Raw genomic sequence first — 17,293 nt, 5'->3', positions numbered from 1 at the left:
TTCAGGCCTCCTCGGAGAACAGCGTCCGGCCCCACCAGTCGTCCTTGTCGCGAACGCCCGGCGGGATCGCGAAGAGCGCCGAACCCACATGCTGGATGTACTCGTTGAGCGCGTCGGTGGCGAGGTTGCGCTGGATCGGGATGAAGCCCTCGCGGACGTCGCGCTGGTAGGCCAGGAAGAACAGGCCCGCGTCCAGGCGGCCCAGTCCGTCGGTGCCGTCGGTGAAGGAGTAGCCGCGGCGCAGGATCGTCGCGCCGTGGTTGGCGTCGGGGTGGGCGAGCCGGACGTGCGCGTCGGGCTTCATCGCCTTCAGGAACGGCTCGTCGCGTTCCTTGGCCTTGCCGACCGGCGCGCCCTCGCCCTTGTCGCGGCCGAAGATGTCCTCCTGCTCCTGGAGCGAGGTGCGGTCCCACGTCTCGATGTGCATGCGGATGCGGCGGGCGACGAGGTACGAGCCGCCCGTCATCCACTGCGGGCCGTCCGCTTCGGGCACCCACACGAACTTGCGGAGCCGGTCCGTTTCGGTGCCGGCGATGTTGCGGGTGCCGTCCTTGAAGCCCATCAGGTTGCGGGGTGTCTGCGCCTCGGGTGTCGTCGACGACGTCTTGCCGAAGCCCAGCTGCGACCAGCGGATGACGACCTTGCCCATCCCGATGCGGGCCAGGTTGCGGATGGCGTGCACGGCGACCTGCGGGTCGTCCGCGCAGGCCTGGACGCACAGGTCGCCGCCGCTGCGGTTCCTGTCCAGGTTGTCGCCCGCGAACTTCGGCAAGTCGACCAGGGCCTCGGGGCGGTGCCCGGCCAGGCCGAACTTGTCGAACAGGCTCGGGCCGAAGCCGATGGTGAGGGTCAGGCGGGAGGGCTTGAGGCCCAGGGCCTCGCCGGTGTCGTCGGGGGGCGCCTCGGGCAGGCCGCCGTAGCCGCCCTCCCCGACCGGGTGTCCGGCGGTCATCCGGCGGGCGGCCTGCGTCCAGTCCTTCAGCATCTGGACGAACTCCGCCCGGTCGCTCGTCTGCACGTCGAAGGCCGCGAAGTGCAGACGGTCCTGGACCGGGGTGGCGATGCCGGCCTGGTGCGGGCCGTGGAAGGGGATGGCGGATCCGGCGTCCGGTGGGGGCGCGTCGTCGGTGCGGGCCATCGCCACCGCTCCGCCCGCCGCGGCGGCGCCCAGGGCCAGGCCCGCGCCGCCCCAGCCGAGCAGGGAGCGCCGGGAGGGGGAGGAGGGGGTGTCCTTGTCCGTCATGGGTGGGGTTCCCTACTTCACGACGACGGCGGCGGCGAGCTTCGACAGGGGCTCCGCCAGCGCGTTGACCGCGTCTGAGAGCTCCTTGCGGTCGGCCTTGCCGACCTTGTCGTACGAGGTGAACTCGTACGACGTCGTGCTCGGGCGGTACTTGTCGAGCAGAGTGTTCAAGGCGGCGAACTGCTTGTCCAGTTCGGTGGTGAGGGCCTTGTCGTTCTCCTGCGCGACCGGCTTCAGCAGTTCGTACGACTTCTGCGCGCCCTCGACGTTGGCCTTGAAGTCGACCAGGTCGGTGTGCGAGTAGCGCTCCTCCTCGCCGGTGACCTTGCCGGTGGCGACCTCGTCGAGGAGTTCCTTGGCGCCGTTGGCCATGGAGGTGGGGGTGATGTCGGCCTTGCCGACGCGCTCGCGCCAGTCGGTGAGGTCGGTGATCAACCTGTCGGCGAGTTCCTTCTCGCGGTCGCCGGTCTTCTTGTCCTGCCAGAGGGACTTCTCCAGGCGGTGCCAGCCGGTCCAGTCGGTGGCGGGGTCCTGGCCGTCCTCGAGGCCGTCCTCCCGTACGTCGACCTTCGGGTCGATGTCGCCGAAGGACTCGGCGACCGGCTCGGTGCGCTCCCAGCCGATGCGGGAGGGGGCGTAGGCCTTCTTCGCGGCCTCGATGTCGCCGTCCTTGACCGCCTTGGCGAAGGTCTCGGCGAGCGGCAGCGTCTCGTCGGCCTGCTGCTGTACATAGGCGCGGTAGTCGGCGACGGCCTTGTCCAGGCGCGGGTCGCGCTTCACCGCCTTGCCGCCGGTGGCCTTGACGGCCTGGCGGATGCCGGCGCCCTTCATGCCGGGCTTGCAGGCGATCTGGTAGTCGCCGGCCTTCACCTCGGCGGTGACGCGCTGCCGCGTGCCGGGGCCTATGTTCTCCCGCTCGGTGACCACGCGGTCGTCGGGGAAGAGGACGTAGACCTCGGTGACCTTGGACCCCTTGTTCTCGACGGCCAGTTCGACGTGTCCGGCCGGGAACTCCTTCGTCGAGACCTCGCACTTGTCGTCCGTCGCCGTCACTTTGACGACGTTGCCGCCGTCCTTGGCGTCACTCTTCTCGGTGCAGCCGGTGACGGCGGCCAGAGCCGCCGCGGCGGCGATGACGACGGAAACGGGGCTGGCGGGTCGCATGCGGGCTCCAGAAGACGGAAAGGTGAGGCTCACCTAAGCTACATAAGGATTGCCTAAGTGGCCAAAAAACGACCTCATGAACGAGTCAAGGGAGGGTCAAGAGGTTCGGGCCGCCCGCCCCCGCCCGGCCGGTGACGCCCCGGCCGCCCTGGCGGTGCTTGAATGCCCCAGTGACGGACTACGACGTGCTGCGCGTCTTCTGCGGGCCCAACGGCGGATACGGCAACGAGCTCGGGGTCGTTCGTGACGGTTCGGCGCTGCCCGAGCGGAGCGAGCGGCAGGCGCTCGCCGCGAAGCTCGGGTTCAGCGAGACCGTGTTCGTCGACGATCCCGAGCGTGGCGTGATCGACATCTATACGCCGGCCCTGCGGCTGCCCTTCGCCGGGCACCCCTGTGTCGGGACGGCGTGGCTGCTCGACGTGCCCGAGCTGATCACCCCCGCCGGCGAGGTCGGGGCCCGGCAGGACGGGGAGTTCTGCTGGATCGAGGCGCGGGCGGAGTGGGTGCCGCCGCGGACCCTGCGGCAGTACGGCAGCGCCGCCGAGGTCGACGCCCTGGCCGTGCCGCCGCCGGGGGAGTGGGTGTACGCCTGGGCGTGGGAGGACGAACCCGCCGGGCGGGTGCGGGCCCGGGCCTTCCCCGGGCGCGGTGACGGGATCGACGAGGACGAGGCGACCGGGGCGGCGGCCCTGCTGCTCACCGACCGGCTGGGACGCGCCCTCAACATCACCCAGGGGGCGGGCTCCCAGATTCTGACCGCGCCGCAGCCGGGCGGATGGACCGAGGTCGGCGGCCGGGTGCACCTCGAACGCTGACCAGGGCGTCCGGCGGCGCGGCTCACGCCGACAGCGGGAACTCCTCGCCCAGCGCCCGGAACACCGCGTTGTTCAGCGCGTACGCCCGCTCGCACTCGGCCACCGCCCGCTGCCGCTCCAGCTCGTCGCCGGGCACCGAGTCCAGCAGTTCGTGGTAACCGCGCTTGTAGGCGGCCGGGTTGGGGATTCGCTCGAAGACGTAGAAGCGGACCCCGTCGCCCTTCCTCGGCAGACCCCACGCCTTCTCGGCGGCGTCGCGGATGATCTGCCCACCGGAGAGGTCGCCGAGGTAGCGGGTGTAGTGGTGGGCGACGTAGCCGGCCGGCCAGGCGCGGGCGCACTCGGTGATCCGGCGCGCGTACTCCCGCGTGGCGGGCAGCGCGCTGATGCCCGACCGCCAGTCCGGCCCGCGCAGGTGCTCCAGGTCCCGCTCCAGCGCAGCCGTGCGGAACAGCTCCGGGCGTACGAAGGGGCCGGCCACCGGGTCCCCGGCCAGGCGCTCCGCGCCCGACTCCAGCGCCCCGTACACGAACCACAGCTGTTCCGTGTAGCGCGCGAACGCGTCGACCCCCAGTCTGCTCCCCAGCAGGTCGCTCAGGAACGCCGAGCCCCTGACCTGCTGGTGCTGCTCACGGGAAGCGGCCCGAAGGAGGGTCGAGAAGGATTCCATGGGCCCGCTTCCCTGCTTGCCGACGTCGTGTCGGTAAAAACGCTACTCCGGTGCGGGGCCGGACGCCATGGGGAAGGCCCGCCCTCCGAGGAGAGCGGGCCACGGGCGGCGGCTGGGCCGGGATGCTACGGCAGCGTGAGGATCTCGGCCCCCGAGTCCGTCACCACCAGCGTGTGCTCGAACTGGGCCGTCCGCTTGCGGTCCTTCGTCACGACCGTCCAGCCGTCGTCCCACATGTCGTACTCGTGTGTGCCCAGCGTCAGCATCGGCTCGATCGTGAACGTCATCCCGGGCTGGATGACCGTCGTGGCGTGCGGGCTGTCGTAGTGCGGGATGATCAGGCCCGAGTGGAACGACGAGTTGATGCCGTGGCCCGTGAAGTCCCGCACCACGCCGTAGCCGAAGCGCTTGGCGTACGACTCGATGACCCGGCCGATGACGTTGATCTGCCGGCCCGGCTTGACCGCCTTGATCGCACGCTCGAGGGACTCCCGGGTCCGCTCCACCAGCAGCCGCGACTCCTCGTCCACGTCGCCGACCAGATAGGTGGCGTTGTTGTCGCCGTGCACACCGCCGATGTACGCCGTCACGTCGAGGTTGACGATGTCGCCGTCGCGCAGGACCGTCGAGTCCGGGATGCCGTGGCAGATGACCTCGTTGACCGACGTGCACAGCGACTTCGGGAAGCCCCGGTAGCCGAGCGTCGAGGGGTAGGCGCCGTGGTCGCACATGTACTCGTGCGCCACCTTGTCCAGCTCGTCCGTGGTCACGCCCGGAGCGATCAGCTTCGCGGCCTCCGCCATCGCCCGGGCGGCGATCCGGCCGGCGACCCGCATCGCCTCGATCGTCTCGGGCGTCTGCACCTCCGGTCCGGTGTAGGGCGTCGGCGCGGGCTTGCCGACGTACTCGGGGCGACGGATGTTTCCGGGCACGGAACGGGTGGGGGACAGCTCCCCCGGGACGAGCAGCGACTGGCCAGACATGCCAGCGAGTCTAACCAGCGGCCACGGGGGAACATGTCGTTGGCGAGAGGAGCTGGTCATGGCCCTGTTCAAGAAGCGGACGGTCGGCAAGCCGGGCGAGTGGTACTACTGCCTGGAACACAAGAAGGTCGAGGAGGGGCCGGAATGCCCGGGCAAGGACCGTTTCGGCCCGTACGCGAGCCGCACCGAGGCCGAACACGCGATGGAGACCGCCCGCGAACGCAACCTCCAGTGGGAGAACGACCCCAAGTGGCACGACAGTCCTGCGGGCGGCCGTAAAGAGGAGTAGCCCGGTAGCCCCTCGTACGGCTGTGGCATCCGCGGCCGCACCACCGGCGGGACCGGCGGCCCTACCAGCGCGCGGGCGGTGGGGCCGTCAGGTGTTCCGCCAGCCTCCACACCCTGTCCCGGAAACGCCGCCGGCCGCGCGGCGTCGGCAGGGAGTTCTCCCCGGCCGCCGCGCTGACCAGGTGCTGCACCGTGTCCAGGTCCAGCTCCGAGCCGTCGGGGACGGCCAGGCACTCGTGAGCCATCCCGGGCAGCTCGCCCTCCCCGGGGCCGAGGGACAGCACCGTCGCACCGGCACGCCGAGCGCCGGACACCCGTTCCAGGAGGGGGGCGGCAGGCCCCTCCGGGGACACCACCAGCAGCGTCTCACCCCGCCGCGCCGCCTCCAGCCGGCCGAGACCGACCGCCAGGTGCGCCGGATCCGAGGGGCGCGCGTCATGCCGCACCAGCGTGGGGGCCAGTTCCGGCGTGCCCGACCACGCGGCCTCGTCCACCAGGTGCGCCGCCAGGTGCCACGGCTCGAACTCCGGCGTACCGACGAGCAGCAGGCCGCCCCCGTGCGACACCACCGACCCGCGCAGCGCGCCGGCGAACCGCCGCGTGGCCCCGAGCCACTCCGTCCCGGCGAGCACCTCCCGGAGCAGCGCCACCCGTACCGCGTCCATGGGCCGCATCCTGCCCCGGCCGGGTCACCCTTAAGGCTGGGTTCACCACGCATTAGCCCGGCTCGGGCAAGGGGGCCGGTCATGCGTGCCGATCTCGAACGGCAGGTGGAATCCGAGGGGGCCCCGGCGGCCGTAGAGTCGGGGCCATGACCTCTACCGACAGTGCTGCCACCGACAACGCCCAGAAGGCCCCGGCCAAGGACCCCTGGGACCTGCCCGACGTCTCCGGACTCGTGGTCGGGGTGCTCGGCGGGACCGGGCCGCAGGGCAAGGGCCTCGCCTACCGGCTCGCCAGGGCCGGCCAGAAGGTGATCATCGGCTCGCGGGCGGCCGAGCGTGCGCGGGCCGCCGCGGACGAGCTCGGACACGGCGTCGAGGGCGCCGACAACGCCGAGACCGCGCGCCGCAGCGACATCGTGATCGTCGCCGTGCCGTGGGACGGCCACGGCAAGACCCTGGAGTCCCTGCGCGAGGAACTGGCCGGCAAGCTCGTCGTCGACTGCGTCAACCCGCTCGGCTTCGACAAGAAGGGCGCCTACGCGCTGAAGCCGGAGGAGGGCAGCGCCGCCGAGCAGGCCGCCGCCCTGCTGCCGGACTCCCGGGTCACGGCCGCCTTCCACCACCTGTCGGCGGTCCTGCTCCAGGATCCGGGGATCGACGAGATCGACACGGACGTGATGGTGCTCGGCGAGGTCCGCGCCGACGTCGAGATCGTCCAGGCCCTCGCCGGGCGCATCCCCGGCATGCGCGGCATCTTCGCCGGACGGCTGCGCAACGCCCACCAGGTGGAGTCGCTGGTGGCGAACCTGATCTCCGTGAACCGCCGGTACAAGGCACACGCGGGGCTGCGTGTGACCGACGTGTGAGCGGCTGAGGCGCATGGGGGACACTGGACGGCACAAGCAGTGCCAGCAGTGTCCCCCGACAGGAGTCGACCGAAATGCCCCGCCTCGCCGTTTACGCCTTGATCGTCTGCGTCCTGTCCGTGGCCGCGGCCGTGGTCTCCTTCGTGGAGGGCAGCTGGCTGGGGATCGTCTGGGTGCTGCTCGCCGGACTGTCGTCGAACATGGCCTGGTACTACGTGAAGCGCGGCCGGGCGCGGAAGTCGGTCACCGGCTGACCCGTCAGGCCGGTGCCGAGCAGAACTCGTTCGAACCCTGCCAGAAGCGGTACAGCTCCTGACCGCAGTAGGTCTCGAAGTCGCTGATCCCGAGCGACTTCAGGATCGCGTCGATCACGTCGAAGAACACGCCGTTCACCGCCGGCAGCCACAGCAGCGCGAACACGAACAGCAGGCCGAACGGCGCGAACGGCTCCACCTGCCGCCTGATGCCGTACGACAGCCAGGGTTCGATCACGCCGTAGCCGTCCAGGCCCGGCACCGGCAGGAAGTTCAGCAGCGCGGCCGACACCTGGAGCAGGGCGAGGAACGCCAGGGCGAAGCGGAAGTCGGTCGGCACACCGTCCAGGGCGCCCAGCCAGAACGGCGCCGTGCACACCACCGCGAACAGCACGTTCGTCAGCGGACCCGCGGCCGAGATCAGGCTGTGCTTCCAGCGCCCCCGGACCCGCCCCTGCTCGATGAACACGGCGCCGCCCGGCAGCCCGATCCCGCCCATGATCACGAAGAGCACCGGCAGCACGATGCTGAGCAGCGCGTGCGTGTACTTCAGCGGGTTGAGGGTCAGATAGCCCTTCGCCCCCACCGAGATGTCCCCGCTGTGCAGGGCGGTGCGCGCGTGCGCGTACTCGTGCAGGCAGAGCGAGACGATCCAGGCCGCCGTCACGAAGAGGAACACGGCGACCCCGGGCTGCTCCGCGAACCCGGTCCAGGTCGCCCACCCGGTGACCGCCGTCACGGCGAGGATCCCGATGAACACGGGACTGATCCGCCGCTCGCTGTGGCGGCTGGTGGCGGTGGTCATGGAACTCCCTGCACTCTCGGAGACGCGACGGGACGGAAGGGGACGGCCCGACGGTACCGGGCACAGGGGAAAAACGTCTCGCGCGGGGCGGCCGGTTCCGGGGAGGGTGGGGACATGGGGCTCCGGTACGTGATCTACGAGGACTGGCGGATGGAGTGCTGCGGCACACCGTTCGGGGTGGGGGACGAGGTGAGCTGGCCGCCGCTGACGGCGCTGCCGGAGAGCCTGAGCACGGCTGCCGTACCGGCGGGGCGGCCGACCTGAGTGAGCGCCGTCGCGGGGCCGGTCCGGCCGCGTCCGGCGTCACCGCTGACCCGAACCCGCACCCGGCCCCACCGGCCCACCTCCCTCGACAACGCCGTCACGCAGCCGGTCCGGCCGCAGCCACCGCGCCGGCCGGGAAGCCGGCCACCCCGTGAACCCCGCCGCGCCGCCCACCGCCGTGAGCCGGCTCGTACCACCGGAGACAATGAACCCCGTGCGCTACCGCATCCTCGGCACCACACAGGCACTCCGCACCGACGGCACGGCCGTTCCGGTGGGCGGGGCGCGGTTGCGTGCGCTGCTGACCGTGCTGGCCCTGCGGGCCGGCCGTACCGTGCCCGCGGGGACGCTGGTCGACGAGGTGTGGGGAGGGGAGCCGCCCGCCGACGCGCCCGGCGCGCTGCAGGCGCTCGTCGGACGGTTACGGCGGGCGCTCGGGGCGGACGCCGTGACCTCCGTGGCGGGCGGATACCGGCTCACGTCCGGGGCCGACGACATCGACCTGCACCGGTTCGAGCGGCTCGCCGGTGAAGGGGTGCGCGCCCTGGCCGACGGCGACCCCGCCAAGGCCGCCGCGGTGCTCGACGAGGCCCTCGCGCTGTGGCGGGGACCGGCCCTCGCCGACCTCCCCGACCGCACCGCCGAGGCGGCCCGCCTGGACGCCCGCCGTCTCGACGTGCTGCGCGCCCGTCACGGCGCCGCCCTCGCCCTGGGTCAGGCCGAGCAGTCCCTGCCGGAGCTGACCGCCCTGTGCGACAGCCACCCCCTGGACGAACCCCTCCAGGTCCTCCGCCTGCGTGCCCTGCGCGACGCCGGACGCACGGCGCAGGCGCTGGACGCGTACGAGGACGTCCGGCGGCTGCTCGCCGACCGGCTCGGCACCGACCCCGGTCCGCAACTGCGTTCCGTGCACGCCGAGTTGCTGAGACCGGGCGACGGCCCGGCGCCCGCCCGCGGCAGCGGGGCACCGCCGCCCGCCGGCAATCTCCGCGCGCGGCTCACGTCCTTCGTCGGCCGCGAGAGCGACATCGAGACCATCCGGGGCGATCTCGCCACCGCCCGGCTCGTGACGCTGCTCGGGCCCGGCGGGGCCGGCAAGACACGGCTGTCGCAGGAGGCCGCCGAGGCCGTGCGGCCCTCCATGCCGGGCGGTGTCTGGCTCGCCGAACTCGCCCCGGTGGACGACCCCGCCGCCGTACCGGAGGCCGTGCTGACCGCCGTCGGTGCCCGCGAGACCGTGCTGTACGGCGCCGGCGCCGAGGGCATCCGGGCCGCCGTCGCCGACCGGCTCGACGACCCCGTCGAGCGGCTCGCCGAGCACTGCTCCCGGCCCCGTATGCTGCTGATCCTGGACAACTGCGAGCACGTCGCCGACGCCGCAGCCCGGCTCACCGAGGAACTGCTGGAGCGGTGCCCAGGCCTGACCGTCCTCGCCACCAGCCGGGAACCCCTGGGCGTGCCGGGGGAGTTGCTGCGGCCCGTGGAACCGCTGCCCGAACTGGTCGCGCTGCGGCTGCTCGCCGACCGGGGCGCGGCGGCCCGGCCCGGCTTCCGGATCGAGGACGACCCCGAGGCGTGCGCCGAGATCTGCCGGCGCCTCGACGGCCTGCCCCTGGCCATCGAACTCGCCGCCGCCCGGCTGCGGATGCTCACGCCCCGCCAGATCGCCGGCCGGCTCGACGACCGCTTCCGGCTGCTCACCTCCGGCAGCCGTACCGTCCTGCCCCGCCAGCAGACCCTCAGAGCCGTCGTCGACTGGTCCTGGGACCTGCTCGACGAGGACGAGCGGGACGTGCTGCGGCGGCTGTCGGTGTTCGCGGGCGGCTGCGACCTGCCCGCCGCCGAGGCCGTGTGCGGGCCGGTCGCCATGGAGGTGCTCGGGTCGCTCGTCGACCGCTCCCTGGTCGTGGCCGCCCCGACCGGCGAACCGGGCGACGAAGGGATGCGCTACCGGCTGCTCGAGACCGTCGCCGAGTACGCCGCCGAACGGCTGGACGAGGCCGGGCAGCGCGGCTCGGCCGAGCGGGCCCATCTGACGTACTACCGCGAACTCGCCCGCACCACCGAGCCGTTGCTGCGCGGCCCCGGCCAGCTCGCCGCCATCCGCCGGCTGGAGCGCGAGCACGAGAACCTGCGTACCGCGCTGCGCCACGCCGTCGCCCTGCGCGACGAGCAGGAGGCGCTCTGCATGGTGCTGTCCCTCGGCTGGTACTGGCAGATGCGCGACCTGCGCATCGAGGCCCGAAACTGGTGCCGCGAGGTCATGGCGCTCGGCCCCGACCCCTTCGCCGAGCACGTCCGTCCCGCCGCCCCCGTGTGGCAGCGCTGCACCGACGCGCCGCCCCCGATGACGGGCGAGGTCCTGTGGGAGGCCCGGCGCGGGGTCCACCTGACCCATCTCGCCTGCATGGACACCGAACTGGACGCCTGGCAGAACCCCCGCTCCCAGCGGAAGCTGCGGACCATCGCGCGGACCTACGAACCCGGCCTGCCGCAGAACTGCCGGCTCCCCGGCCTGTTCTGGTTCTTCGCCGTGATGCTGACCGGTGACACGGACCGGCTGCGCGTCATCCTCGACGCCTCCATCCGCACCTGCCGGCGGACTCCCGGCTTCGACTGGGAGCTGGCCTCCAACCTCCAGATGCGGGCCAACTTCCTCGCCAACCGCACCGACTGGGCGGGCGACGCGGCCCGCGACGCCGACGAGGCGCTGGAGATCCACCGGCGCCTCGGCGACGACTGGGGCATCGCCGAGGCCCTCTCCGCACGCGCCGAGGCCCACGAACGCAAGGGCGACCACGAACCGGCCGCCGCCGACTACGAGGCGGCCGTCTGGCACGCCGAACGCCTCGGCGCCCGAGCCCAGGCGGCCGTCCTCACCGCCCGGCTGGGCATCGCGCTGCTGGAGGCCGGCGACGGCGAGCACGGTGAGCGGCTGCTGCGCGAGGTGATCGCCCAGCACGAGGACGCGCACAGCGCGGCCATGCCCGCCGCCCGCCTCTTCCTGGCCGGCCGGCTCGGCATGACCGGCCGCCTCGCCGAGGCGCGCGAGCAACTGCGGCGGCTGCGCCAGGACTTCCGTATCGCCCACTTCATCGTCTTCGACGCGTACATTCTCGGCGCCGAGGCCTGGCTGGACGCCGCGGAGGGACGGTACGAGGAGTGCCTGGACCGGATCCGCAAGGCACTGGAGCAAGCCGTCGACCCGGTGTCGGCGGCTGTCGCACCCACGATGCCCGCCGCGTACCTCACCACCGGGGCAGGGGCCCTGACCGCCCTCGACGGCGGGCGCCGTGCCGCGGACGCGGCCCGCTGCCTCGGCGCCGCCGACGCCCTGCTGCCGCCCGGCCATGTCGCCCGGCGGCAGGAGCGCGAGACCCGCGAGCAGACGGAGCGGCGGGCCCGGGCGCAGCTCGGCGACCAGGCCTACGAGGCCGCGTACGCGGAAGGCGGCGGCCTCTCCCTCGAGGAGGCCACCGCCCTGCTGTGACGCGGACCGGTCCCGCTTCGTCAGTTCTTGGTCCGGAACTTGTGGATGGCGACGGGCGCCATCACCGCCGTGATCGCCACCGACCAGCCGAGCGTCACCCACAGGTCGTGCGCGACCGGCCCGCCCACCATCAGACCGCGCGCCGCGTCCGCCAGCGTCGACAGCGGGTTGTAGTCGGTGAACGCCTGCAGCCAGCCCGGCATCGACGTCGTCGGCGCGAAGATCGACGAGCCGAACTGGAGCGGGAACAGCACCAGGAAGCCCATCGCCTGCACGGACTGCGCGCTCTTCATGATCACGCCCAGGGTGAGGAACACCCACATGATCGACGAGGCGAACGCCGTGGACAGCGCCACGGTCGCGAACAGCCCGGGCCAGTTCGTGATCTCGAACCCGACCGCGACGGCCACGACCATCAGCACGGCGGTCGCGAACAGCATCCGCAGCAGTTCCACCGAGATCTTCGCGAACAGCACCGAACCGCGCCCGATGGGCAGGGACCGGAAGCGGTCCATGACACCGGAGTTGAAGTCCTGGCTGAAGCCGGTGCCGACGCCCTGGGACAGCGTCATGCTCATCATCGCGATCATGCCGGGGATCACGTACTGCACGTACTGGTCCTGGCCGCCGCCCAGTGCCTGTCCGATGGAGCCGCCGAACACGAACACGAACAGCAGGGTGAAGATGACCGGCATCAGCAGCGCGTCGGCCATCGACTCCGGGTCCTGGCGGATCCACAGCAGGTTGCGGCGGACGAGCGCGCCGGTGTGCCGCAGGTGCCCGCGCAGCGTGATGCGGGCGTCGTCGGTGGCGGCGGGGGTGGAAAGGGTGGTTCCAGGGGCGGCGCGAAGCGCCTCGTTCGGGGTGGTGGTGGGCGACGGGTGGGAGCTCATACGGCGACCTCCTCGCGGTCCTCGGCGGGCACGGTGTCCTGCGGGGCACTGGCCCGGTGACCGGTCAGCGACAGGAACACCTCGTCCAGGCTGGGCAGTTCGGTGGTGATGGAGGCGAGCGTGATGCCGCGGGCGGTGACAGCGCCCACGACGGCGGTCAGTTGCTCGTCGCTGAGGATCGGTACCAGGAGGGTGCCGGTGCCGGTGTCCACGGTGGTGGACGCGAGCCCGGTGATGCCGAGATCGTCGAGGTGCCCGGCGAGCGGCCGCAGGTGCGTGCCCTCGGCCGGCCGGATCCGCAGGGTCCGTCCGCCGACCTTGGCCTTGAGTTCGTCGATCCTCCCGTCAGCGACGACCTTGCCCCGGTCCACGACGGTCAGCTCGGAGGCGAGCTGCTCGGCCTCCTCCATGTACTGCGTGGTCAGCAGCACGGTCACGCCGTCCCCGACCATGGCCTTGACCTCGTCCCACACCTCGTTGCGGGTACGGGGGTCGAGCCCGGTGGTCGGCTCGTCGAGGAAGAGGACGGCCGGCCGGCCGATCATCGAGGCGGCCAGGTCGAGCCGCCGCCGCATACCGCCGGAGTAGGTGGCGGCCGGCCGCTTCGCGGCCTCCGTCAGCGAGAACCGCTCCAGCAGCTCGTCCGCACGCGCACGGGCCTCCTTGCGGGGCAGGTCGAGCAGCCGCCCGATCATGTAGAGGTTCTCCCAGCCGGGCAGCTTCTCGTCCACGGACGCGTACTGCCCGGTGAGCCCTATCACCCGCCGCAGCTGCCTCGGCTGCCGTGCGACGTCGTACCCGGCGACGGCCGCCTGTCCCGCGTCGGCCTGCAGCAGCGTGGACAGGATCCGCACCAGGGTGGTCTTCCCGGCCCCGTTCGGCCCGAGCACCCCCATCACGGTGCCCTCCCGCACGTCCAGGTCGACCCCGTCCAGTGCCTTGGTCTCCCCGTAGTGCTTCACCAGCCCCCGCACGGTGACAGCGGCGCCGCCGGCTTGTGTGTCGATTCGCGTCATGAGACAGACGGTCGCAGCCCTCACCGACAAATCACCGACAAGCCACCGACAACCCGCCGACGAGCACCGCAACCCTCAGTTGAGGAACCACGACGGCGAGGAACCACGTCCGCGAGAGCGGCGCCGGCTCAGGCGCGAAAAGGGGACGGCCCGCCGACTGGGGGAAGATCGGCGGGCCGTCCGTGTGGTGCGGGAAATGGCCTAGTGCACGGAGTTCTCCTCCTGCGGGAACGCACCGCCGACGACCTCGTTGGCGAACGCCTTCACCGCGTCCCCCATGACCTCACGCAGATTCGCGTACTGCTTCACGAACTTCGGCACCCGCCCGCCGGTCAGACCGAGCATGTCGGTCCACACCAGCACCTGGGCGTCCGTCTCGGGGCCGGCCCCGATGCCCACCGTCGGAATGTGCAGCACCCGCGTCACCTCGGCCGCCAGCTCCGCCGGAACCAGCTCCAGCACCACGGCGAACGCACCCGCGTCCTGCACGGCCTTCGCGTCGCGCAGCAGCTGCTGGGCCGCCTCCTCGCCCCGCCCCTGCACCCGGTAGCCCATCGCGTTGACGGACTGCGGGGTCAGCCCGATGTGCGCCATGACCGGGATGCCGGACTCGACGAGCAGCCGGATCTGGTCGTGCGACCGCTCGCCCCCCTCCAGCTTCACGGCCTGCACGCCCGCCTCCTTCACCAGCCGGGTCGCCGAGCGCAGCGCCTGCACCGGACCCTCCTGGTAGGAGCCGAAGGGCAGGTCGCCGACGATCAGGGCGCGCGAGGTGCCCCGTACGACCGCCGCCGACAGCATGGTCATCTCGTCGAGGGTCACGGGCACGGTCGTCTCGTACCCGAGGTGGCAGTTGCCCGCCGAGTCGCCGACCAGCATGACCGGGATCCCGGCCTCGTCGAAGACGGACGCGGTCATGGCGTCGTACGCGGTGAGCATGGGCCACTTCTCGCCCCGCTCCTTGGCGGCGGCGATGTCACGCACGGTGATACGGCGGGTGCCCTTGCCGCCGTACAGGGCCCTGCCGCCGTCGGAGGGCTTCTTCTGAGCGGTCTGGGCAGCCGGAAGCTGCGTCATTGCACGGCTCCTTACACGTCATCTCGAGGCGCCCTGACGGCGTCCCCGGACCACGTCCATGGTGGCACCTCGTGCCATCCAGGGCCAGGGGAGCCCGTGTGAGTTCTGTCCGGGCCGGTCCGGGCGCGCGCTGTGCGCGATCGCCGGCACCCTCCCCTGAGGCCTACGCCCCGTCAGTTCCGGGCCCACGGCCCGGGTGAGTGTGCGCGTTCTGTCACAGAGGGCGCTTACCCCCGGCGCAGCCGGAACTCGCCGCGCGGGCTCGATCGTCCTCGCCCCCGTACGGCCGTCGAGGGGCGGCGTAACGGAACGGATCATCCCCTAGGGTCGTAGGACACGGGGGGCGATGGTGTGCACGGCAGGCAGTGAGGCGACGGTATGGCGCAGCAGGCGTACATGACGGAGACGGACAACGGCGGCTCGGGACCCGAGCCACGGGGAGACCGGCTTCGGCGCCTGTTCGACCGGCTGCTCGGCGGCCGGCGGGGCGACCCGCGGATCTGGCGGCGCGGGATGTTCGTGGCCGCGTGCGCGGTGCTGCTGGCCGTGATCATGGTGCTGCACTCGCACATCCCCAACGCGATCGGCAACCTGGGCAGCCTCACCGAGACGTTTCTGCCCTGGCTGGGTCTGCTGGTCCCGGTGCTCCTCGTGCTCGCCCTGGTCCGCAGGTCGGCGACCGCGCTGATCGCCGTGCTGGCGCCGTCGGTGGTCTGGCTGAACCTCTTCGGCGGCCAGCTCACCGACAAGACCGCCGGCGGCGGCGACCTCACGGTGGCCACCCACAACGTCAACGCCGAGAATCAGGACCCGGCGGGCACCGCCCGCGACGTGGCCGCCTCGGGCGCGGACGTGCTGGCCCTGGAGGAGCTGACGGAGGAAGCGGTCCCCACGTACGAGAAGGCGCTGGCGTCGACGTACCCGTACCACTCGGTGCAGGGCACGGTCGGCGTGTGGAGCAAGCACCCGCTGAGCGGCGTACGCGGCGTCGACCTGGACATGGGGTGGACGCGGGCGATGCGGGCCACCGTGACCGCCCCGGCCGGGCAGGTCGCGGTCTACGTCGCCCACCTGCCGTCGGTGCGCGTGAAGATGGAGGCCGGGTTCACGGCCCGGCAGCGCGACCGCAGCGCCGACTTCCTGGGCGAGGCCATCGCCCGCGAACCGCTGAGGAACGTCGTCCTGCTCGGCGACCTGAACGGCACGATGAACGACCGCGCGCTCAACGCCGTCACCGCTCAGATGCGCTCCACACAGGGCGCGGCCGGCAGCGGCTTCGGGTTCAGCTGGCCCGCGTCGTTCCCGATGGCCCGCATCGACCAGATCATGGTCAAGGGGCTGAAGCCGGAGAGCTCCTGGACCCTTCCGAGGACCGGCAGCGACCATCTGCCCATAGCGGCACGTGTGAGGGTCACCACAGGCGGCTGAGCGGGAAATAGTCGGGCCGCGAGACTTTGTTCCGTACTTGAACATACGAAGTACGAATCCCCAAGCAAGTCTCGAGAGGTTCTTCATGCCCCTGGCCCTGCTCGCCCTCGCCGTGGGCGCCTTCGGCATCGGCACCACCGAGTTCGTGATGATGGGGCTGCTGCCCGATGTCGCGGACGACCTGCACATCTCGATACCCAGCGCCGGCCACCTGGTCTCGGCCTACGCGCTGGGCGTCGTCATCGGCGCCCCGCTGCTGGCCGCGGTCACCGCCAGGATGTCCCGCCGCACGGTCCTGATGGGGCTGATGGGGCTGTTCGTCGCGGGCAACGCGCTGTCGGCCCTCGCGCCCGACAACGGCTGGCTGCTGGCGGCCCGCTTCCTGAGCGGTCTGCCGCACGGCGCCTTCTTCGGCGTCGGCGCCGTGGTCGCCACGAACATGGTCGCCCCCGAGCGCAAGGCGCGCTCGGTCTCGCTGATGTTCCTCGGCCTGACGGTCGCGAACGTCGCGGGCGTGCCGGTCGCGACCCTCATGGGTCAGCACCTCGGCTGGAGGGCGACCTTCCTCGGCGTCAGCGCCATCGGCCTGGCGGCGATCGCCGCGCTCGCGTCCCTCATCCCGCACGACCACGAGCACGCCACCGCGCGGGGCCTGCGCGGCGAACTCGCCGCCCTGCGCTCCGTCCCGGTCTGGCTGTCGCTCGGCACGACCGTCGCGGGCTTCGGCGCCCTCTTCGCCGCGTACAGCTACATCACACCGATGCTCACGGACGCCGCCGGCTACGCCGACGCCAGCGTGACCCTGCTGCTCGCCCTGTTCGGTGTCGGCGCGACCGCCGGCAACCTGCTGGGCGGCCGCCTGGCCGACCACTCCCTGCGCGGCACGCTGTTCGGCGGCCTGACCTCGCTCGTGGCGGTCCTTGCGGTGTTCCCGCTGCTGATGCGCACCGAGTTCACCGCCGCCGTCGCCGTCGTCCTGCTCGGCATGGCGGCCTTCGCCACCGGCTCCCCGCTCCAGCTGATGGTCATGGACAAGGCCTCCTCGGCCCCGTCCCTGGCCTCCTCCGCCAACCAGGCCGCCTTCAACCTGGCCAACGCCGGCGGCGCCTGGATCGGCGGCCTCGCCCTGGCCGCGGGCTTCTCGGTCACCTCCCCGGCCCTGGCCGGCGCGGCCCTGGCCGTCCTCGGCCTGGGCGTGGCGTCGCTGGCCCACGCGGTCGACCGGCGCGCGCTGCCGGCCGGCGGGCATGAGCGGATCGTGGCGAGCCATGTCCCGCAGGAGGCCGAGACGGTGCGCCACTGACGCCGTCACCGGCCCACTGAGAGGAGCGGCGGTTCGCGGGTGAGCCCCGCGGTCCGCCGCTCCTGTGCG

The 17,293-nt window shown here is 72.3% G+C and carries 17 protein-coding genes; 8 read left to right on the top strand and 9 right to left on the bottom strand.

The window, feature by feature from the left end; all coding sequences use genetic code 11:
• Position 1: 1 nt before the first annotated feature.
• Positions 2–1,243 carry an iron uptake transporter deferrochelatase/peroxidase subunit gene (efeB, locus tag IE212_RS27000; RefSeq protein ID WP_190200567.1) on the bottom strand — a complete coding sequence of 414 codons (1,242 nt, stop codon included), beginning with the start codon at positions 1,241–1,243 and terminating at the stop codon, positions 2–4.
• Between the two features lie 12 nt (positions 1,244–1,255).
• Complete coding sequence (gene efeO / locus IE212_RS26995; protein ID WP_190200566.1) at positions 1,256–2,407, bottom strand: iron uptake system protein EfeO; 1,152 nt, start codon at positions 2,405–2,407, stop codon at positions 1,256–1,258.
• 170 nt (positions 2,408–2,577) lie between these two features.
• On the opposite strand from efeO, the gene IE212_RS26990 reads away from it, so the two are divergent.
• Positions 2,578–3,222, top strand: coding sequence for a PhzF family phenazine biosynthesis protein (locus IE212_RS26990; protein ID WP_190200565.1), 645 nt, complete (start codon positions 2,578–2,580; stop codon positions 3,220–3,222).
• A 22-nt stretch (positions 3,223–3,244) separates the two neighbouring features.
• Here IE212_RS26990 and IE212_RS26985 read toward each other — a convergent pair whose 3' ends face one another.
• A complete protein-coding gene (locus IE212_RS26985) occupies positions 3,245–3,892 on the bottom strand; it encodes a biliverdin-producing heme oxygenase (RefSeq protein ID WP_190200564.1) in 648 nt (215 codons plus the stop codon).
• A gap of 125 nt (positions 3,893–4,017) precedes the next feature.
• Positions 4,018–4,875, bottom strand: coding sequence for a type I methionyl aminopeptidase (gene map / locus IE212_RS26980; RefSeq protein WP_190200563.1), 858 nt, complete (start codon positions 4,873–4,875; stop codon positions 4,018–4,020).
• Between the two features lie 58 nt (positions 4,876–4,933).
• On the opposite strand from map, the gene IE212_RS26975 reads away from it, so the two are divergent.
• Positions 4,934–5,164 carry a hypothetical protein gene (locus IE212_RS26975; protein ID WP_190200562.1) on the top strand — a complete coding sequence of 77 codons (231 nt, stop codon included), beginning with the start codon at positions 4,934–4,936 and terminating at the stop codon, positions 5,162–5,164.
• Between the two features lie 61 nt (positions 5,165–5,225).
• On the opposite strand, the gene IE212_RS26970 is transcribed toward IE212_RS26975, so the two are convergent.
• The gene (locus IE212_RS26970) at positions 5,226–5,828 is read right to left on the bottom strand and encodes a hypothetical protein (RefSeq protein WP_190200561.1); all 603 of its coding nucleotides are present in this window, start codon (positions 5,826–5,828) and stop codon (positions 5,226–5,228) included.
• Positions 5,829–5,974: 146 nt separating this feature from the next.
• Between IE212_RS26970 and npdG the strand changes: the two genes are divergently transcribed.
• Positions 5,975–6,694, top strand: coding sequence for an NADPH-dependent F420 reductase (npdG, locus tag IE212_RS26965; protein WP_190200560.1), 720 nt, complete (start codon positions 5,975–5,977; stop codon positions 6,692–6,694).
• A 74-nt stretch (positions 6,695–6,768) separates the two neighbouring features.
• Positions 6,769–6,948 (top strand): hypothetical protein, encoded by a 180-nt coding sequence (locus IE212_RS26960; protein ID WP_190200559.1) that lies wholly within the window; start codon positions 6,769–6,771, stop codon positions 6,946–6,948.
• 4 nt (positions 6,949–6,952) lie between these two features.
• Here the strand turns inward: IE212_RS26960 and IE212_RS26955 are convergent, their stop codons facing one another.
• A complete protein-coding gene (locus tag IE212_RS26955) occupies positions 6,953–7,753 on the bottom strand; it encodes a site-2 protease family protein (protein ID WP_190200558.1) in 801 nt (266 codons plus the stop codon).
• 114 nt (positions 7,754–7,867) lie between these two features.
• Between IE212_RS26955 and IE212_RS26950 the strand changes: the two genes are divergently transcribed.
• Complete coding sequence (locus tag IE212_RS26950) at positions 7,868–8,017, top strand: DUF6578 domain-containing protein (RefSeq protein WP_190200608.1); 150 nt, start codon at positions 7,868–7,870, stop codon at positions 8,015–8,017.
• Positions 8,018–8,222: 205 nt separating this feature from the next.
• Positions 8,223–11,507 carry an AfsR/SARP family transcriptional regulator gene (locus tag IE212_RS26945; protein ID WP_190200557.1) on the top strand — a complete coding sequence of 1,095 codons (3,285 nt, stop codon included), beginning with the start codon at positions 8,223–8,225 and terminating at the stop codon, positions 11,505–11,507.
• Positions 11,508–11,527: 20 nt separating this feature from the next.
• Here IE212_RS26945 and IE212_RS26940 read toward each other — a convergent pair whose 3' ends face one another.
• The 3 genes from IE212_RS26940 to panB all read right to left on the bottom strand — a co-directional run bounded on the left by IE212_RS26940 (position 11,528) and on the right by panB (position 14,493).
• Positions 11,528–12,400, bottom strand: a complete 873-nt coding sequence (locus IE212_RS26940; RefSeq protein ID WP_229864598.1) for an ABC transporter permease — start codon at positions 12,398–12,400, stop codon at positions 11,528–11,530.
• Positions 12,397–13,416, bottom strand: coding sequence for an ATP-binding cassette domain-containing protein (locus tag IE212_RS26935; RefSeq protein ID WP_190200556.1), 1,020 nt, complete (start codon positions 13,414–13,416; stop codon positions 12,397–12,399). The genes IE212_RS26940 and IE212_RS26935 overlap by 4 nt, the downstream gene beginning before the upstream one ends.
• A gap of 201 nt (positions 13,417–13,617) precedes the next feature.
• Positions 13,618–14,493, bottom strand: coding sequence for a 3-methyl-2-oxobutanoate hydroxymethyltransferase (gene panB, locus IE212_RS26930; protein ID WP_190200555.1), 876 nt, complete (start codon positions 14,491–14,493; stop codon positions 13,618–13,620).
• Positions 14,494–15,006: 513 nt separating this feature from the next.
• On the opposite strand from panB, the gene IE212_RS26925 reads away from it, so the two are divergent.
• Positions 15,007–15,921, top strand: a complete 915-nt coding sequence (locus IE212_RS26925; RefSeq protein WP_373301433.1) for an endonuclease/exonuclease/phosphatase family protein — start codon at positions 15,007–15,009, stop codon at positions 15,919–15,921.
• 85 nt (positions 15,922–16,006) lie between these two features.
• Complete coding sequence (locus IE212_RS26920) at positions 16,007–17,224, top strand: MFS transporter (protein WP_190200553.1); 1,218 nt, start codon at positions 16,007–16,009, stop codon at positions 17,222–17,224.
• Positions 17,225–17,293 lie beyond the last annotated feature (69 nt).

Origin of the sequence: Streptomyces djakartensis (assembly GCF_014651075.1) — a bacterium.
Classification (GTDB): Bacteria; Actinomycetota; Actinomycetes; order Streptomycetales; family Streptomycetaceae; genus Streptomyces; species Streptomyces djakartensis.
The sequence above is the reverse complement of the archived record's forward strand: the minus strand, read 5'-3'. Positions and strand labels throughout refer to the sequence as shown.